The sequence below is a fragment of the Meiothermus cerbereus DSM 11376 genome, from assembly GCF_000620065.1.
Classification (GTDB): Bacteria; Deinococcota; Deinococci; order Deinococcales; family Thermaceae; genus Meiothermus; species Meiothermus cerbereus.
On record NZ_JHVI01000023.1, the window covers coordinates 1 to 17,134 of the forward strand.

Below are 17,134 nucleotides of genomic sequence, written 5' to 3' on the forward strand. Positions count from 1 at the left end.
TCAGGCGAACTTTAGGCTGGACGGTGCAGGTCATGCAGCGACCCGATGCCAACTTTCGCGGTATCTGGTGGCCCGATGAAAAACCCATCCCTGATGACTTAGCCGAGGAGCTACTCAAGAAGACCCGAGGGCATCGTGGCTTTGTGGTCATCCCCAGGAGGTGGGTAGTGGAGCGCACCTTTGCCTGGCTAAGTTTCAATCGTAGGCTCAATCGGGACTACGAGTTCCTGCCCGAAACCTCAGAAACCTTTATCTACACGGCGATGATCCGACTTATGGTCAGAAGATTGGCTTCCTAGACGGTTTTAAGACAGTCTCTTAGGCACCGTTTGTGAATGGTTTACTACCCAACCGAGGCCAACCGCTCGAGCCGTTCCAGCAACGCTGCAAAGTCCTCTGCTGTTTGCAGCACCAGCACTTCATCTTCGACCGCTGCCGCAAAGCCCTGCTCACAATGCGATAGACACGTTGCAAACTCCACTTCTATCCCCTTGCCCTCCCCGCCAAAGTAGCCTATCCCCAGGCGCGATTGGAGCAGCTCGAGCCAGCCCGCAAAGTGCTTTTCGCCCTCCCGGGCCTGGCAGCCGGTACAGATAGCCAGGCGCATTAGCTTTTCAGACGCTCGAGCAGGTACTGCGGCAGTTCCTTCACCGCCACCCGCTCCTGCTGCATGGTGTCGCGGTCGCGCACCGTTACGGTGTCCTGCAGGGTGGTGCTGCCGTCCTGGCTTTTCCCGATGGTGTCGTAGTCTACCGTCACGCAGAAAGGCGTCCCCACCTCGTCGTGGCGGCGGTAGGCCTTGCCAATGTTGCCGGTGTCCTCGTAGAGCACCCGGCCAAAGCCCAGGGCCTGCAAATCGGCCTTGAGGCGGCGGGCATAGCGGGTGATCTCCTCTTTGTTTTTGGCCAGCGGAATCACCGCCACCTTGATGGGGGCCAGGTGCGGCTTTAGCTTCAGCACAATGCGTTCCTCGCCATTGTCCAGCGTCTCCCTGGTATAGGCCTCCGACAAAACCGCCAGCACCCCCCGGTCTACCCCCGCCGAGGGCTCGATTACGAAGGGCACGAACCACTCTTTGGTGTCGGGATCCTGCACCGCCAGTTTTGCGGTGGAGTCGTGGTTTTCCAGCACCCGGGCCTGGATCTTTAGCTCGGCCTGGCCCTTGGTGTGGCTGCCCAGGTCGTAGTCGGAGCGGTTGGCAATGCCCTCAATTTCCTCGAAGCCCAGGGTGGGAAAGTTGTACATCAGGTCGAAGGTGCGCTTGGAGTAGTGCGAGAGGTCTTCCTTGGGCACGTCCAGCACCCGAATCTGCTCGCGGGGGATGCCCTGGGCCTCCCACCAGGCCAGACGAGCCTCGAGCCAGCGCTGGTGCCACTCTTCATCGGTGCCGGGCTTGACGAAATACTCGATCTCCATCTGCTCGAACTCGCGCACCCGGAAGATGAAGTTGCGCGGGGTAATCTCGTTGCGGAAAGCCTTGCCAATCTGGGCCACCCCAAAGGGCAGGCGGCGGCTGGTGGCGTCTAGCACGTTCTTGAAATTAATGAAGATACCCTGGGCCGTTTCGGGGCGCAGGTAGCCGTAGGAATCTTCGTCGGCTACGGGGCCAATCTGGGTCTTGAACATCATGTTGAAAGGCCGCGGGGGTGTCCAGTCACCCGGCGCACCATCGGCAGGGTCGATCACCCGGGCGGTGTGCATGGCCAGGGCGGCCTTCTCGGGCTCGGCCAGCAGCCGCGCGACCAGGGCCGCCAGGTTGTCGCTATCGTGCAGGCCCATAGCCTGAAACAGGGCTTCCAGTACGCCTGGTTTTTGTTCTTTGAGCAGGTGATCCAGGCGGTAGCGTTTCTTGGAGATGCGGTTATCCACCAGAGGGTCAGAAAAAGTAGCCTCGTGGCCGGAGTAGAACAGCACCAGCCGATGGGTCAGGATGCTGGCATCCAGGCCTTCCATATCGTCGCGCTCGTAGACGTTGGCCCGCCACCAGGCCGCTTTGAGGTTGTTCTTGAGTTCGACCCCCAGGGGGCCATAGTCGTAGGTTCCCTGAAGACCCCCGTAGATATCCGACCCAGGGAAGATAAACCCCCGGCGCTTGCACAGGCTCACCAGTTCTTCCATCGTTTCGGCAGGCATACGTTTCCCTCCGTGTGTATTGACCCGTGCCGTACAACAAAAAGCCCCCGGCACGAATGCCTGGGGACGAAAGTTGAGGCTTCCGCGGTTCCACCCCAGTTCCTCGAGGGGCGATCCCCTTGGGTACAGAGGACTTATGCCCCTGTTCACCCGGAGTGCTCGAGGCCCTTTGAGCTGCGTTGAGGCTTGCTCCGCCGCCCTTCACCCGGTTCTTGGCTGCCTGGCTCACACCCTCCCAGGCTCGCTGGAGCGGAACGCCGGGTTACTCCTGCGGTTCAACGCTGGTTATAAGCGTAACACACAGGCCCTTTACCATCAAGGATTTTGCTATCCTGTAAGTGATGCCACGGCAGGAGCCCCCGGTAAAAATCGTCCACTCGCTTGAGGAGTTCCTCCACTTTGAGGCTGGTTCGAATGCTAAGCACGAGTACGTCCAGGGCCAAATTTTTTTGATGGCCGGTGGGACTCGCCGCCACAACCGCATCGCGGTTCGGCTGGGTAGCTTGATTGAGAACAAGGCTCAACAAACAAGCTGTCTGGTGGCAATTGCCGATACCATTGTCCAAGCCGGAGATGCCCTGTACTATCCCGACGTCATGGTCTATTGCCAACCCGAAGAGGACCTGCGCGTGGTCAAAAAGCCTTGCCTGATTGTGGAAGTCTTATCGGATCGCACAGCCGAAATAGACCGGGGTGAAAAGTGGCTCAACTACCAGACCATCCCGAGCCTGCAAATGTACGTTTTGCTCGAGCAGGACACCATCCGGGCCGAGGTGTTCCGGCGGGTGGAGGGGGGCTGGTTCTACGAGAGATTCGAGAGCGGTACATTAAAGCTGCCCTGCGTAGACCTGGAGATTGCGCTCGAGGACATCTATTCCCGTCTGGGGTAGCGCCCACAGGGGCTTTTCAGCCCTTCCTGTTCCCAACAGCGCAAGGCCGCAACAACCCGCCAGCGGGCTTGGTGCCCAAAGGTTCGATGCCCCTGAGGCATGATTTGCAGATGGGCTAATCTTTTCTTTAGACTCAGACTAAAGGTCAGCAACGCTTAGTAACGTGTGGCGCAAACACCCAGCGTAAGTCCGTCATACTGTAATATTGAGGTAGGAAGAAAGCGGCGCTATGAATGCTTGTACGACACACCAGGAGGTTCGCGCTTGAACAGGTACGACGACCGCGCCAGGTTGGTATTTCACTATGCCAGGGAGGAAGGGAGCCGACTGGGCCATAGCATGATTGGGCCCGAGCACCTGCTACTGGGCCTGATGCGCGAAGGGGGTACAGCCGCGCGCATCCTGATGGAGTATGGGGCCAGCCTCGAGGCCATGCGGCGCATGGTCGAGGAGCTGGTGGGGCGGGGTGAGGGCAGCCGCACCGGCGAGCCGCCCGCCATTACGCCCCGCGCCCGGCGGGTGATGGAGCTGGCCGGGGCCGAGGCCCGCAACATGTCCAGCCAGGTCATCGGCACCGAGCACATCTTGCTGGGCATCATCCGCGAGGGCGATGGTATCGCCTACCGCATCATGACCCACTACGCCAAGGATGTGGACACCATCCGCTGGCGGGTGCTGTCGCAGGCCGGTGAGCAAACCAAAGAGAAAACGGTCGCTACCCCATTCCTGGACGAATACGGCCGCGACCTGACCCGCGAAGCCCGCGAGGGCAAGCTCGATCCCGTTATTGGCCGGGCCGAGGAGATCAACCGGGTCATCCAGATTCTGGCCCGCCGCACCAAGAACAACCCCGTGCTGGTAGGCGACCCCGGCGTGGGCAAGACGGCAATTGTGGAAGGGCTGGCCCAGGCCATTGTGGAAGGCCGGGTGCCGCCGGTGCTGCGGGGGGCCCGCATCGTCTCGGTAGATCTGGCCGGGGTGGTGGCCGGCACCAAGTACCGGGGCGAGTTCGAGGAACGCCTGCGCCAGATTATCGAGGAGCTCAAAAACGCCAAAGTGGTGGCGTTTATTGACGAGCTGCACACCCTGATTGGGGCAGGCGGGGCCGAGGGCACCCTGGACGCCGCCAACATCCTCAAGCCCCCTTTAAGCCGGGGCGAGATTCAGGTCATCGGCGCCACCACCACCGGCGAGTACCACCGCTACATAGAAAAAGACGCCGCCCTCGAGCGCCGCTTCCAGCCGGTGATTGTGCTCGAGCCCAGCCCCGAGGAGACCCTGGAGATCCTGAAGGGCCTGCGCCCCCGCTACGAGGCCCACCACGGGGTGGTCATCCCCGACGAAATCCTGGGTCTGTCGGTCAAGATTGGGATTCGCAGCCTGCCGGGGCGCAACTTCCCCGATAAGGCCATCGACCTAATCGACGAGGCCGCCAGCCGGGTGCGCCTCAACGACTCCCTGGGTCTGCCGGTCGCGGTGGATGAAGACGGCACACCCCTGGTCGCCCGCGAGGACATCGAAAGCGTGGTGGACTCCTGGGGCGGCGTGTACGTAGACGACAAGGACGACAGCAAGCTGTTTGGCCTGGAGGAAGAGCTCAACAAGCGGGTCATCGGCCAGAAAGAAGCCGTCGAGGCCCTGGCTGCAGCCCTCCGGCGCAGCCGGGTGGGGCTGGGTGGGCGCACCCGCGTTGCGGCCAGCTTCCTGTTTGTGGGTTCCTCGGGCGTGGGCAAAACCCACCTGGCCAAGGCCTTAGCCGAGGTGCTCTTCGGCTCGGAGCGGGCGCTCATCCGCTTTGACATGAGCGAGTTCCAGGAGCCCCACTCCATCTCCAAGCTGATTGGGGCCCCGCCGGGCTATGTGGGCTACGAGCAGGGGGGCCGCCTGACCGAGGCGGTACGCCGCCAGCCTTTCAGCGTGGTGCTCCTGGACGAGATCGAGAAAGCCCACCCCGACATCTACAACACCTTCTTGCAGGTGCTCGACGAGGGCCGCCTCACCGATGGCCTGGGCCGCACGGTGGACTTCCGCCGGGTCATCTTGATCATGACCTCCAATACCGGCTTCAACGTGGGGCCAGCTATCGGCTTCACCAGCCGCGAGGTGGACACCGAGAGCCCCCTCAAGGCCATCTTTACACCGGAGTTCCTCGACCGCCTCGACGAGGTGATCCGCTTCCGCAACCTGAGCGAGTCCGAGCTGGTGCAGGTGGCGCAGATTATGCTCGAGGACATCGCCAAAGAGCTCGAGTCCCGCGAAAAAGTGGTTCGCTTCGACCCCTCGGTGGCCTCCTGGCTGGTCGGGCAGGCCCCCAAACAGGGCAGCACCCGCATCCTGCGCAATCTGATCCGCGAGAAAATCGAAGACCCCCTCTCGCTCGAGCTCCTCTCGCGCCCTGGCCGAACCCTCTTCGTCACCCTCAAAGACGGTGAAATCGCCTTCGAGGAAGAAGAGCTGAGCCTGGGCCTGGTATAAGGAAGCCCTAACCCGTACCTCCCCCATAGCGGGGAGGTTTTTTCAGCGCTTTTTGAGCCGCAGGCTTTCCCAGCTACCATCGGCCACCCAGCCCCCATCCACACTGAGGGTATGGCCGTTTACAAAAGCGCTCTGCTGCTCATCGGCCAGAAAAGCAATGGCCTGGGCAATATCATCGGGTCTGGCAAAACGCGCCATAGGAACTCGGTTTTCGATGTCGGCATCGGTATAGGCCCCGCTGCCCATGTCTTTCTCGTCCATCTCGGTTTTGACCCAGCCTGGGCAGACTGCGTTTACCCGCACCCCCCTACCGCCCCATTCCGCCGCCAGGGTACGGGTAAGGCCAATCAAGCCGTGCTTGCTGGCATTGTAGGCGACCCGATCCGCGATACCCAGAAGGCCCGCCACGCTCGCTACGTTCACAATGCTGCCCTTACCCTGCGCCAGCATAACCTTGCCAAACTCGCGGCACAGCAAAAAAGGGCCAAACAGGTTCACATCCATGACCCGCTTCCACTCGGCGCTCGAGGTGGCCTCGGCAGGTTTAATAAGGCTTATCCCGGCGTTGTTCACCAGCACATCCAGCCGCCCAAAGCGCTCCAAGACCCTGGTCACCATCTGGAGCACCTGGGCCTCGTCGGACACGTCGGCCACAGCTTGCAGCACCTCTGTTTGGGCGGGCAGGCTGGCAATGGTTTGCTGGAGGCCGTGCAGATCGTTCAAAACCAGGCTATAGCCGCGCTCGGCCAGCACCTGGGCAGTCCGCTTGCCAATGCCCTGGGCCGCCCCGGTAATCAGAGCAACTTTCGCCATAGGTTGATTATGGCACGAAGCACGAGGCCGGTAATCGCTATCGGTAGCGCACCCGACGCGCTTACCGAATGCGCTCGAGGTCCACAAAGCTGAAGGCAAAAAGGTGGCGTTCGTCGGCGGGGTGGAACTCCCGATGGGTTTCGCGCCACTCGGCCGGGTTCCACTCTGGGAAAAAAGTATCGGCATCGGGGATGGCGGTGTCCACCAGGGTCAGGTGCAGGTGGGTGGCCAGGGGCAAAAACAGGGCGTAGACCTCTCCCCCGCCAATCACCATAATCTCTTCATCCAATAGAAGCGCATCATCGAGAGAGTGGACAACTTCGACGCCTTCCGCCCCGAAGCTGGGGTCTTTAGTCAACACCACATTGCGGCGCTTGGGCAGCGGGCGACCGATGCTCTGGAAGGTTTTGCGGCCCATTAACACCGTCTTGCCCAGCGTGAGGGCCTTGAAATGCTTCAGATCGTCCGGCAGGTGCCAGGGCAGCGCCCCGGCCCGGCCAATAGCCCGGTTCTTGTCCATGGCCACTACCAGAGCAATCTTCTGGGCCATGCTAAACCGCTACCGGGGCGGAAATGCGCGGGTGGGGGTGGTAGCCCACAAGCTCGATGTCGTCGTAGGTGAAGGCGAATAAATCCCGCACGGCAGGGTTGAGCCGCACCGTGGGCAAAGGCCGGGGCTCGCGGGAAAGCTGCAAGCGGGCCTGTTCGAAGTGGTTGTGGTAGAGGTGGGCGTCGCCCAGGGTGTGAATGAACTCGCCCGGCTGCAAGCCCGTAACCTGGGCCACCATCAGGGTCAAGAGGGCGTAGGAGGCGATGTTGAAGGGCACCCCCAGAAAAATGTCGGCGCTGCGCTGGTAAAGCTGGCAGGAAAGCCGCCCCTGGGCCACATAAAACTGAAACAGGATGTGGCAGGGGGCCAGGGCCATCTTGGGCAGGTCGGCCACGTTCCAGGCACTCACCACCAGGCGGCGGGAGTCGGGGTTGCGTTTGATCTCCTCTACCACCCAGGCCAACTGGTCTATGGTCTGGCCGTCTGCGCCTTCCCAGCTTCGCCACTGCTTGCCGTATATGGGCCCCAGCTCGCCTTCTGGGTCGGCCCACTCGTCCCAGATGGTCACCCCGTTCTCGCGCAGATAGCGGATGTTGGTCTCGCCCCGCAAGAACCACAGAAGCTCGTAGACCACGCTTTTCCAGTGCACCTTCTTGGTAGTAACCAGCGGAAAGCCCTGGTCTGGTGCACGAGCGCCAGCGAGTCCTGAAAGGGATCGTCCCAGGTCGAAGCGCATCTGGTAGCCAAAAACCGAGCGGGTTCCCACCCCGGTACGGTCGGATTTGTCTACCCCGTGCTCGAGCACATGGCGCATCAGTTCGTGGTACTGCTTCATGGCGGATAGTGTATCAGGATTTGCCGCCAAGTCGTTTGAGGAGGCGCTGGGCGTACAGGGGGGCATAAAAATACGCCGCCGAGCCAAAGCCGGTGAGGGCAAAGCCGCCGGGAATCTCCTTGAGATAGTCCCTGTCCAGCCGGTAGCGCACCCCCGCCCAGGTGGAAGTAAAGGCAGGCCGGTAGCCCAGCAGCTTTTGCGCCTCGGCGAGCAGCCAGTCAATTTCATGGGACTGGGTCTGGTGGGGCCAATACCGGTCTTGATGGGGCAGGTAGCTGCCCCCCAGGCTGTGCCCGGCCACATACACCCCATACGAGCGGGCCTGCTTGAAGTGTTCCTGGGTCACGAGCACCGAGCCCGCCGTGAAGCGCCCACCCAGCCCCACCAGGTGCGCCCCGCTCGCACCACCAGCGTAGACCAGCACCTTGCTGGCTAGCCTGCGCCCATCCTCGAGCCACAGGGTATTTTCTTCAAGCCGCTTAACCTCGGCAAAAACGATGTTGAGCCCCTCGGCCAGGCGATGCAGCAGGGGGGTGGTCTCGAGCCAGCCCGCCGTTTCCAGGTAAAGCCCCTCCTCCAACCACTGGTGGGGAACCCGGCGGCCCTGTAGCTTTTCCCGCCAGACCGGCCTATCGCTTTCGGGCACAGGCCGCAAAATGCCCTGGCGCAGCGGTACAAAGGACGGATAAAAGTCCCAGATGGCGGCCAGGGCCTCCTCCGCCTCGGGCGCGACCGTTCCACGCTTGCCCCGCACCGGGTTCAACAGAGCATCCGGCACCCGGCTGGCCTCGCCCAGCGTGCGGGCCACCACCAGCACCTCTTTTCCCGATTCGCACAGCATCCGGGCGGTACACAGACCGGCGATGCCGGCCCCGACGATGATAATCTGGGCTCCCCTCACACCCTCAATTTTGACGCATGGAGCACCGCCTAGTCATCCAGGATGCCCTTGCCGTGGAACTTGATGAGCTCTAGAATGTAGTGGAAGCTATTGTCTTACTACTCATGTAAACCATCCACTCGGTTTGTGAACTTTTTTATACAGGTAGACGGTTGTATTGAATACCTTTGCAGTTTAGTCGGTAGCTGGACAGGTTGGCTTCCTCCCCGCCTCACCAGGGAGGTGAGCTGATGCGGAAAGGAGGCATCTGTGCAAACGATCACCTCCAGAGACGGTACCCTGATCGCGTTCTGGCGAGGTGGCAACGGGCCGCCACTCCTGCTGATCCACGGCGCAGCCGCGGATCATACGACTACTTGGAGATTCGTTCTACTAGAGCTCGAGCAGCGCTTCACAGTTTACGCTATGGATCGGCGTGGCCGCGGGGGCAGTGGGGATATACCCCCATATGAGCTTCAGCGTGAAGCCGAAGACATAGCCACAGTCGTTGATTCCATTGCCGAGCCCGTCAATGTAATCGGACACTCCTACGGCGGCCTCTGCGCGATTGAAGCCGCCTTGCTTACAGCAAATCTCCGCCGGCTGGTTCTCTACGAGGGGGTACCTCTCCGCGGAGCGGAGCTTTACACACCTGGCATCGTCGAGCGGCTCGAAGAATTGCTCAAGGCCGGAGACGTGGAGGGTATGTTGGTGGCCATGTATCACGATGTGGTCAAGATGCCGCCCGAGGAAATCGAGCTCTTGCGTTCCCAGCGAGACGCATGGGCTGTACGGCTAGGGAATGCGCCCACCATACCTCGTGAGATTAGGACGGAGCAGGGCTATACCTTCGAGCCCGAACGATTCAGGAGTATGCAGACGCCAACTCTTCTGATGGTAGGCAGCAACAGCCCGCACCGCGAGCTTGAGCACGCTAATGGTATAGCCGACACACTGCCGAACGCACAGGTGGTAATTCTGCCCGGGCAGCAGCATGTCGCCATGCACACGGCACCGGAGGTCTTTGTGAGTCAGGTTGTGCAATTTTTAGAAAAATGATTCGGCGGATTTTCTCAAACTTGCCTGTTGCAGCCCCAAGGCTTTCGAAGTAAGTTTGTTGAGTAGCGGGATTTACTGTGGGGCGGCTTGTTTATCGCGCTCTTCACAGACGTGGCCTCCCCTCCGGGAGGCCACTGTGCTGTGCAGGACACAGCCATCAAGTTGGTAAAGAGCTCAATGATTATGAAGAGTGCTTTAGAAGTCTCACGTGTGTACCGATTTCTTGATTGCAGATTGCTACCAACGCGCCGAACGCTTAAGCCATCAAGAGCGGGATGGTAGCGGGCGTTTGGGCCCCCACCACCTCACCCAAGAGCATGTGCGGGGTGGCCTGCTGCACCCGAACCAGGTACAGGCCGGGACGGGGGGCCTGGGCCGCGGGCACCAGGGTGGGGTGGTTGCCGCGGGTGTGGCCTTCGGCAAAGCTATCGTCTTTGGCTACCCCGCGCACCAGCACCTCTACGGTCTGGCCCACCCAGCGCTGGTTCTGCCGATAGCTCCAGTCCTTTTGCTTCTCAATCAGGCGCTGCAGCCGCTCGACCTTGACCTCGCGGGGCAGATCCTGGAAGTGCTTGTAGCTGGGGGTTCCGGGGCGGGGGGAGTAGATGAACATGTAGGCGCTGTCGTAGCGCACCTCGTCGTAGAGCGAAAGGGTCTCCTGGAAGTCTTCCTCGGTCTCGCCGGGGAAGCCCACGATGATGTCGGTGGAGAGCACCACGTCCGGCATGGCCTCTCGGATGGCCCGGATGCGGTCGAGGTACCATTCCCGCCGGTACTCCCGCCCCATGCGGCGCAGCACCCGGTTGGAACCCGACTGCACCGGCAGGTGGATGTAGCGGCACACCGCGGGGGTTTCGGCCATGGCGGCGATCACGTCGTCGGTGAAGTTGACCGGGTGGCTGGTGGTGAACTTTATGCGGGGAATCCCTACCTGGGCCACCAAGCGCAACAGCTCGGCGAAGCTGGGGAAGCCCGGCTGGTCTTTGCCGTAGGAGTTGACGTTCTGGCCCAGCAGGGTGACCTCGAGCACTCCGCTGGCCTTGAGCTGCTCCACCTCGCGCAGGATCAGGTCGGGGTGGCGGCTCACCTCAGGCCCGCGGGTGGTGGGTACGATGCAGTAGGTGCAGTGGTGGTTGCAGCCCCGGATGATGCTCACAAAGGCCGATAGGGCCCCTTGGGGGGCAGGGGGCAGGTGGTGGGTCAGCTCCTCGCGGAAGCTAAGATCCCAGAAGCGGCTTTTGGCTTCCAGGGCTTTACCGATTTCGGTCAGGGCGCCAGGACCCAGGAGTACGTCCACCTCGAACTTGCGGGCCATCTGCTGGCCCTCCTCGAGCTGGGCCAGGCAGCCCATCATGCCGACCAAGAGGGGGCGCTTCTCTTTTTCTTTACGCAGTTCGCCCAAGAGGGAGCGCACCTTTTCGACAGGCTTGCCCCGCACCGCACAGGTGTTGACCAGCACAAAGTCGGCTTCCCGCCAGGTGTCCACAAACTCCGCGCCCAGCGAGACCAGCTCGCTTCGCACGAGGTGGGTATCGTATTCGTTCATCTGGCAGCCGTAGGTGATGATGTTTGTTTTCATGCAGACCTCTGGGCCGACCGGAGGGATTCCGGGGCTCCGCAAGGTATCAGTGTAGCAAATGACAGGGGCTATGCCGAACGTTCCTGCAAACCTTCCTGAATCAGCCGCATCAGCCGGGGCTCCTCGTGGGGGATGTTCTCCCGCAGGCGCGCGGCGGCCACAATTGGCATCCAAGCGCGAAGCTGGGCCATGTCGAGCCCGGAAAAGTTTTGGTAGTGCTCGAGGTAGGTTTGGTAAAAATACTGACGCTGGTGCATAATCTCTTCGCGTGCAGGCAGGTCATGCGGAAGCTCGCTGTATAGCATCAGCAGGGTGGTTCGAGCGATGTCGGCCATAGGGTTGCCCCGCGTCACATTGGGCCAGTCCACCACAAACACACCCTGCTCCCCCAGCAGTACGTTTTCGGGGTGGAAGTCGCCGTGGCAGAGCACGCTTCCGTCGGGCAACTGCTCCAGGTGTTGCAGCAAAGCCTCCCGCTGAGCCTCTGGCAGCCGACAGGCCTGGATTCGCTGAATAAGGTGCAGCCGCTGGGAAGGCAGGTGTCCGGCAGCCTTGCTGTGCAGCTGGCGGTGCAAGGCCCCCAGCATCTGGGCAGCAAAGCGCAGTCGGTCGGGATTGGCCTGGATGTATTCGGTCAGGGGAACCCCCCGAATCCACTCGAGCACCAGCCCCCACCGCCCCTCGAACTCGAGCACATCCTCCACCCTGGGTGATGGCACTCCCAGAAGCCAGACCTGCTGGGTAAGGCGGGCTTCTAGCTCGGCATCCTCTTGCGAAAACTCCGGCCAGAACAGTTTGAGCACGTAGCCGTCGGCCCAGGCAAACACCTCGGCCTCGCGCCCCTGTCCCAGCCGCATCAGCAACATCAATTCACAGCATACCCATTTGCCCGCGCACCTCCAAACAGCAGAACCAAACAGTGGTCATATTTTGGTAGCTGGCTTTTGAGCCCTGGCCCAATCGCTTGACGTTTGGTATACCAAACTTTATACTTTGGGCGATGCCGACTCGGGTAAAGCAGCCCCTACTAAGCCCCGCTTCAGGGGTCTAGTTGCTGTACCGCACGACCCCAGGGCTAAAGCCGCTGGGGTTTTTTGAGGCGCACAAAAAAGGAGAGAGCTTCCATGGGCAAAAGTTTGTACGAGAAAGTTTGGGAGAGCCACGCCATTCGCACCCTGCCCAACGGGCAGACCCAGCTTTTCATTGACACCCACCTGATCCACGAGGTCACCAGCCCCCAGGCCTTCGGTATGCTGCGCGACCTGGGCCTCAAGGTGCGCTTCCCCGAGCGCACCTTTGCCACCGTAGACCACATCGTGCCCACCCACTCCCTGCTCGAGCCCTTCGAAGACCCACAAGCCGACGAGATGATCCGCCAGCTTCGCAAAAACGTGCAGGAGTTTGGCATCACCTTCTTCGACGTGAACTCGGGGCTGCAAGGCATCGTGCACGTAATTGGCCCCGAAAACGGCATCACCCAGCCCGGCATGACCATTGCCTGCGGCGACTCCCACACCTCAACCCACGGGGCTTTTGGAGCGATTGCCTTCGGCATTGGCACCACCCAGGTGCGCGATGTGCTGGCCACCCAGACCATGGCCGTCAGCAAGCTCAAGGTGCGGCGCATCAACGTAGAGGGCCAGCTTCGCCCAGGGGTCTACGCCAAGGACGTGATTCTGCACATTATCAAAGTGCTGGGCGTAAACGGGGGCATCGGCTATGCCTACGAGTATGGCGGCAGCGTATTCGATAACTTCAGCATGGAAGAGCGCATGACGGTCTGCAACATGAGCATCGAGGGCGGGGCCCGCATCGGCTATGTGAATCCCGACCAGACCACCTTCGACTACCTCAAAGGCCGCCTCTATGCCCCTAAGGGTGCGGCCTGGGACGAAGCGGTACAGCGCTGGAAGGCCCTGGCCTCCGACCCCGACGCCCACTACGACGACGTGGTCAACATCCGGGCCGAGGACATCGCCCCCACCGTAACCTGGGGCATCAACCCCGGCCAGGGCTGCGCCATCACCGAGCGGGTGCCCGACCCAGCCCTCTACCCCGAGACCGAGCGGGCCGCGCTGGAAGAGGCCCTCAAGCACATGAAACTGAAGCCGGGCCAGCCCATCAAGGGGGTCAAGGTGGACGTGGCCTTTTTGGGAAGCTGCACCAACGGGCGCATCTCTGACTTCCGCGAGGCCGCCAAATACCTCAAGGGCCGCAAGGTGGCCCCAGGGGTACGGGCCATTGCGGTGCCGGGTTCGCAGCAAGTGGCTAAGCAGTGCGAGGAGGAGGGCATCGCCGAAATCTTCCGCCAGGCCGGGTTTGAGTGGCGCGGCGCGGGCTGTTCGATGTGCCTGGCCATGAACCCCGACAAGCTGGTGGGGGACGAGCTGTGCGCCAGCAGCTCCAACCGCAACTTTAAAGGGCGTCAGGGCAGCGCCACCGGGCGCACCGTGTTGATGTCGCCGGTGATGGTGGTGGCGGCAGCGGTGACGGGCCGCATCAGCGATGCCCGGGAGGTGTTTGGCGAAGCCCTGGTGGGCACTTAGCGCCAGGGTGTTTGTTCGGTGCTAGGCTATTTATATGGTCTCAGATCTCAGTACCAAGAAGTGGAGTTTGCAGGAGTACCATCGCCTGGGCGAGGTCGGTCTGCTACAAGATGGGCGGTTTGAACTGATCAATGGAGAGATTGTCGAGATGAGTCCGGTGGGCATTCGCCACAAGGATTGTGTGAGCCGGCTGGTTCGGGTGTTGGGCAAACGCCTGGCAGAGACAGCCCAGCTCGAGAGCCAGCAGCCGCTGGTGGTGGGTGGTGATGAGCTGATGCCCGATGTTTTTTTGTTGCGACCGAGGCCGGATTATTACGAAGGCCAGCATTTCAGTGCAGAGGATGTGCTACTGCTCATCGAGGTGGCCGAGTCTTCGCTCAAAACCGATCAGGAGGTCAAGGTGCCTAAATACGCCCGGCAGGGTGTGCCCGAGGTCTGGGTAGCGGATCTAGGCGGCGAGCGGGTCTGGGTGTACCGCCATCCTGCTGGGGGTGCCTATACGCATATCCAGGCTTACGGGCGCGGCGAGCGCATCCAGCTTGAAAGCCTGGGTGGTGTAGAAATCGGGGTGGACGAGGTTCTGGGAAAACCCCTGTCGGCGTGAGGTTTGGTTGTGGGAACGATGCAGTTGGTACGAGGGGTGGCACTGGTGGCAGCCTCGGTGCTGCTGTCCATCGCTACGCTGGGGCTCTGGCTCGGCAACCTGCAAACCAACCCCCTCTTAAGTTGGATGGTTTTTGTGCTGGGGTTTGCCCTGTGCGCTGCGGCGGCCATCATCGGGGTCTGGAACATCCTGGGCTTTTTCAGAGATAAGGAGGGCAAGTAAATGGCTTTAGAACCAATCAAGCAGGTGCAGGGAAGGGCCGTACATATCCCCGGCAACGACATCGACACCGACCGCATCACGCCGGCACGGTACTTGAAGGTAGTCACTTTTGACGGGCTGGGCGAGGCGCTCTTTTACGACGAGCGCTTCAACCCCGACGGTTCAGAAAAACCCCACCCCTTGAATGACCCCCGCTTCAAAGGGGCCACCATCATGCTGGTGGGGGCCAACTTTGGCTGTGGCAGCAGCCGCGAGCACTCGCCCCAGGCCATCTATCGCGCTGGTTTCCGTGCTCTGGTGGGCGAGAGTTTTGCCGAGATTTTCTTTGGCAACGCTACGGCCCTTTCGATGCCTTGTGTCACTGCCCCAAAGGCTGATATCGAGCGGCTGGCGCAGGCCATCGAACAAGACCCCAGCCTCGAGGTCACCGTGGATGTAGAAAACCTCGAGGTGCGCTACGCCAACGTCTCTTTCAAGGTCAGTTTGCCCGCTACCGCACAAAAAGCCCTGGTAGAAGGCCGCTGGGATCCCATCGCCGACCTGCTGGAAGCGGGGGAGCTGATCGAACAAGCCGCGGCCCGGCTACCCAAAGCCACCCGTCAATAGTTTCCCTCTCCCAAGAGGAGAAGGGGCTAATAAGGAGAACCATGCCCAAAATTGCACTACTTCCCGGTGACGGCATCGGCCCCGAAGTAACCTATGCCGCCGTAGATGTTTTGAAGGCTGCCGACCAGGTCTACGGCTTGAACCTCGAGTTCGAGGCTTTTCCCTTTGGTGGCAACGCCATTGACGCCTATGGGGAGCCCTTTCCCGAGGTGACCCAGAAAGGCTGCCTGGCTGCCGACGCCATCCTGCTGGGGGCCATCGGCGGGCCTAAGTGGGACAACGTAGCCCGCCACCTGCGGGCCGAAACCGGCTTGCTGGCCTTGCGCAAAGCCCACGGCCTGTACGCCAACCTGCGTCCAGCTAAGGTGCTGCCCGGCCTCGAGCACCTCTCCCCCCTCAAGCCCGAGATCGCCCGAGGGGTGGATGTGCTGGTCATCCGCGAGCTGACCGGTGGGATTTACTTCGGCGAGCCGCGCGGCATGAGCGAGGCCGAGGGCTGGAACACCGAGCGCTACAGCAAACCTGAAGTGGAGCGCATCGCTAAAGTGGCCTTCGAAGCCGCCCGCAAACGGCGGGGCCAGGTGTGCAGCGTGGACAAGGCCAACGTGCTCGAGGTGGGCGAGTTCTGGCGCAAGACCGTGGACGAGGTGCACCAGCACTACCCCGACGTGGCCCTCGAGCACCAGTACGTGGACGCCATGGCCATGCACCTGGTCACCCGGCCCAGCCGCTTCGATGTGGTGGTAACGGGCAACATCTTTGGTGACATCCTCTCCGACCTGGCCAGCGTACTGCCCGGCTCGCTGGGCCTCCTGCCCTCGGCCAGCCTGGGCGAAAAAACCCCCCTGTTCGAACCCGTCCACGGCTCCGCCCCCGATATTGCTGGCAAGGGCATCGCCAACCCCACGGCGGCCATCCTTTCGGCGGCCATGTTGCTGACCCATGTGCTGGGCCGCCCCGAGGTGGCCCGGCAGGTCGAGGAAGCCGTTACGCTAGCCCTCTCCACCAACCCCACGCCCGACTTAGGCGGTACGGCCAGCACACAGACCTTCACCCAGCAGGTCGTCGAGGCGCTGCAAAAGGTAGCAGCCTGAAACCAGGCCCGGCGGGCGCTTAGCAACCACTACCTCTTTCCGCAATTGACCCTGGCGATTTGGGAGAATAAAGCGTATACAAGGAGTATGAAGCTAAAAGGACAGACCTTCATCATTACGGGAGCCAGCCGGGGCATTGGTGAAGCCTTGGCCCTCGAGCTGGCCAGAGCCGGGGCCAACCTGGTCATCGGGGCCCGCAACCCGAAGGCCCTCGAGTTCGTGCGGGACGAGGTACGCGGCCTGGGTGTGCGCTGCGAGTCGGTGGCGGGAAGCGCTGCCGATAGCGCCGTGGCCGAGGCGTTGGTACAGGAGGCCTTGCGACTGGGCAACTTTGTGGGCTTTATCCACAACGCCGGCGTTTTGAATGCGGGCCCACTGGCCTACGAGCTTATCGAGGTCCAGTACGACGAAGTCATGGAGTCCAACGTCAAGGGCGGCTACCAGCTGGCCCGCTTTGCCTACCCCCACCTGATAAAGCAGCCGGGCAGCGTCGCGGTCTTCCTGGGTTCCGGTGTGGCCGAGCACAACATACCCGGCATGGGCATCTATGCCATCGCCAAAGCTGCCGAGGAACACCTGGCCCGGCAACTGGCAATAGAAGCCCCCGAGGTTACCTGCTTCACCTACCGGCCCGGCATTGTAGAAACCGAGATGCAGCGGCAGCTTCGCGAGGCTCAGGGAAGCGCCAGCGAGACCCTGCGGCCCCTGTTCCGCGGATACCAGAGCCAGGGACGCATCCTCACCCCCGAGCAGTCGGCTAAGGCCCTGGTGCGCCTCCTCGAGGGCGACCCACGCAAATTTCACGGTAAGATAGCCACGGTTGCGGACAGCGCATAACAGACAAGCTT

At 61.6% G+C, this 17,134-nt stretch carries 18 protein-coding genes; 10 read left to right on the forward strand and 8 right to left on the reverse strand.

The window, feature by feature from the left end; translation table 11 throughout:
* Positions 1-299: transposase (locus tag Q355_RS17005; protein ID WP_027875880.1), on the forward strand; the 299-nt coding region annotated here is incomplete at its 5' end.
* A gap of 44 nt (positions 300-343) precedes the next feature.
* Here the strand turns inward: Q355_RS17005 and Q355_RS0109315 are convergent.
* On the reverse strand, positions 344-607 hold the full coding sequence (locus tag Q355_RS0109315; RefSeq protein ID WP_027877557.1) for a thioredoxin domain-containing protein: 264 nt from the start codon (positions 605-607) through the stop codon (positions 344-346).
* On the reverse strand, positions 607-2,133 hold the full coding sequence (locus tag Q355_RS0109320; RefSeq protein ID WP_027877558.1) for a glycine--tRNA ligase: 1,527 nt from the start codon (positions 2,131-2,133) through the stop codon (positions 607-609). Before Q355_RS0109320 ends, Q355_RS0109315 begins: the two co-directional genes overlap by 1 nt.
* 341 nt (positions 2,134-2,474) lie before the next feature.
* On the opposite strand from Q355_RS0109320, the gene Q355_RS0109325 reads away from it, so the two are divergent.
* Both Q355_RS0109325 and Q355_RS0109330 read left to right on the forward strand, forming a co-directional pair.
* Positions 2,475-3,023: a Uma2 family endonuclease gene (locus tag Q355_RS0109325; RefSeq protein WP_027877559.1), complete on the forward strand. Its 549-nt coding sequence runs from the start codon at positions 2,475-2,477 to the stop codon at positions 3,021-3,023.
* A 264-nt stretch (positions 3,024-3,287) separates the two neighbouring features.
* Positions 3,288-5,498 (forward strand): ATP-dependent Clp protease ATP-binding subunit, encoded by a 2,211-nt coding sequence (locus Q355_RS0109330; RefSeq protein WP_027877560.1) that lies wholly within the window; start codon positions 3,288-3,290, stop codon positions 5,496-5,498.
* 42 nt (positions 5,499-5,540) lie between these two features.
* Here Q355_RS0109330 and Q355_RS0109335 read toward each other — a convergent pair whose 3' ends face one another.
* The 4 genes from Q355_RS0109335 to Q355_RS0109350 all read right to left on the reverse strand — a co-directional run bounded on the left by Q355_RS0109335 (position 5,541) and on the right by Q355_RS0109350 (position 8,597).
* Positions 5,541-6,311, reverse strand: coding sequence for an SDR family NAD(P)-dependent oxidoreductase (locus tag Q355_RS0109335; protein ID WP_027877561.1), 771 nt, complete (start codon positions 6,309-6,311; stop codon positions 5,541-5,543).
* Between the two features lie 61 nt (positions 6,312-6,372).
* Positions 6,373-6,861 (reverse strand): dihydrofolate reductase, encoded by a 489-nt coding sequence (locus Q355_RS0109340; RefSeq protein WP_027877562.1) that lies wholly within the window; start codon positions 6,859-6,861, stop codon positions 6,373-6,375.
* 1 nt (position 6,862) lies between these two features.
* Complete coding sequence (locus Q355_RS0109345) at positions 6,863-7,696, reverse strand: thymidylate synthase (RefSeq protein ID WP_027877563.1); 834 nt, start codon at positions 7,694-7,696, stop codon at positions 6,863-6,865.
* 13 nt (positions 7,697-7,709) lie between these two features.
* The gene (locus tag Q355_RS0109350; RefSeq protein ID WP_027877564.1) at positions 7,710-8,597 is read right to left on the reverse strand and encodes an FAD-dependent oxidoreductase; all 888 of its coding nucleotides are present in this window, start codon (positions 8,595-8,597) and stop codon (positions 7,710-7,712) included.
* Between the two features lie 249 nt (positions 8,598-8,846).
* Between Q355_RS0109350 and Q355_RS0109355 the strand changes: the two genes are divergently transcribed.
* On the forward strand, positions 8,847-9,635 hold the full coding sequence (locus Q355_RS0109355; protein WP_027877565.1) for an alpha/beta fold hydrolase: 789 nt from the start codon (positions 8,847-8,849) through the stop codon (positions 9,633-9,635).
* Positions 9,636-9,891: 256 nt separating this feature from the next.
* Here the strand turns inward: Q355_RS0109355 and miaB are convergent, their stop codons facing one another.
* Entirely contained in the window at positions 9,892-11,214 is a 1,323-nt protein-coding gene (gene miaB / locus Q355_RS0109360; protein WP_027877566.1) for a tRNA (N6-isopentenyl adenosine(37)-C2)-methylthiotransferase MiaB, read from the reverse strand.
* A gap of 68 nt (positions 11,215-11,282) precedes the next feature.
* On the reverse strand, positions 11,283-12,080 hold the full coding sequence (locus tag Q355_RS0109365) for a phosphotransferase enzyme family protein (RefSeq protein WP_027877567.1): 798 nt from the start codon (positions 12,078-12,080) through the stop codon (positions 11,283-11,285).
* A 258-nt stretch (positions 12,081-12,338) separates the two neighbouring features.
* On the opposite strand from Q355_RS0109365, the gene leuC reads away from it, so the two are divergent.
* The 6 genes from leuC to Q355_RS0109395 all read left to right on the forward strand — a co-directional run bounded on the left by leuC (position 12,339) and on the right by Q355_RS0109395 (position 17,123).
* The gene (gene leuC, locus Q355_RS0109370) at positions 12,339-13,760 is read left to right on the forward strand and encodes a 3-isopropylmalate dehydratase large subunit (RefSeq protein ID WP_027877568.1); all 1,422 of its coding nucleotides are present in this window, start codon (positions 12,339-12,341) and stop codon (positions 13,758-13,760) included.
* Positions 13,761-13,794: 34 nt separating this feature from the next.
* Entirely contained in the window at positions 13,795-14,364 is a 570-nt protein-coding gene (locus Q355_RS0109375) for a Uma2 family endonuclease (RefSeq protein WP_027877569.1), read from the forward strand.
* 18 nt (positions 14,365-14,382) lie between these two features.
* Positions 14,383-14,586, forward strand: coding sequence for a hypothetical protein (locus Q355_RS0109380; RefSeq protein ID WP_245597543.1), 204 nt, complete (start codon positions 14,383-14,385; stop codon positions 14,584-14,586).
* Positions 14,587-15,192: a 3-isopropylmalate dehydratase small subunit gene (gene leuD / locus Q355_RS0109385; RefSeq protein ID WP_027877571.1), complete on the forward strand. Its 606-nt coding sequence runs from the start codon at positions 14,587-14,589 to the stop codon at positions 15,190-15,192.
* A gap of 41 nt (positions 15,193-15,233) precedes the next feature.
* Entirely contained in the window at positions 15,234-16,286 is a 1,053-nt protein-coding gene (gene leuB, locus Q355_RS0109390; protein ID WP_027877572.1) for a 3-isopropylmalate dehydrogenase, read from the forward strand.
* An 87-nt stretch (positions 16,287-16,373) separates the two neighbouring features.
* Positions 16,374-17,123: an SDR family NAD(P)-dependent oxidoreductase gene (locus Q355_RS0109395; protein WP_027877573.1), complete on the forward strand. Its 750-nt coding sequence runs from the start codon at positions 16,374-16,376 to the stop codon at positions 17,121-17,123.
* The last annotated feature ends 11 nt before the right edge of the window (positions 17,124-17,134 follow it).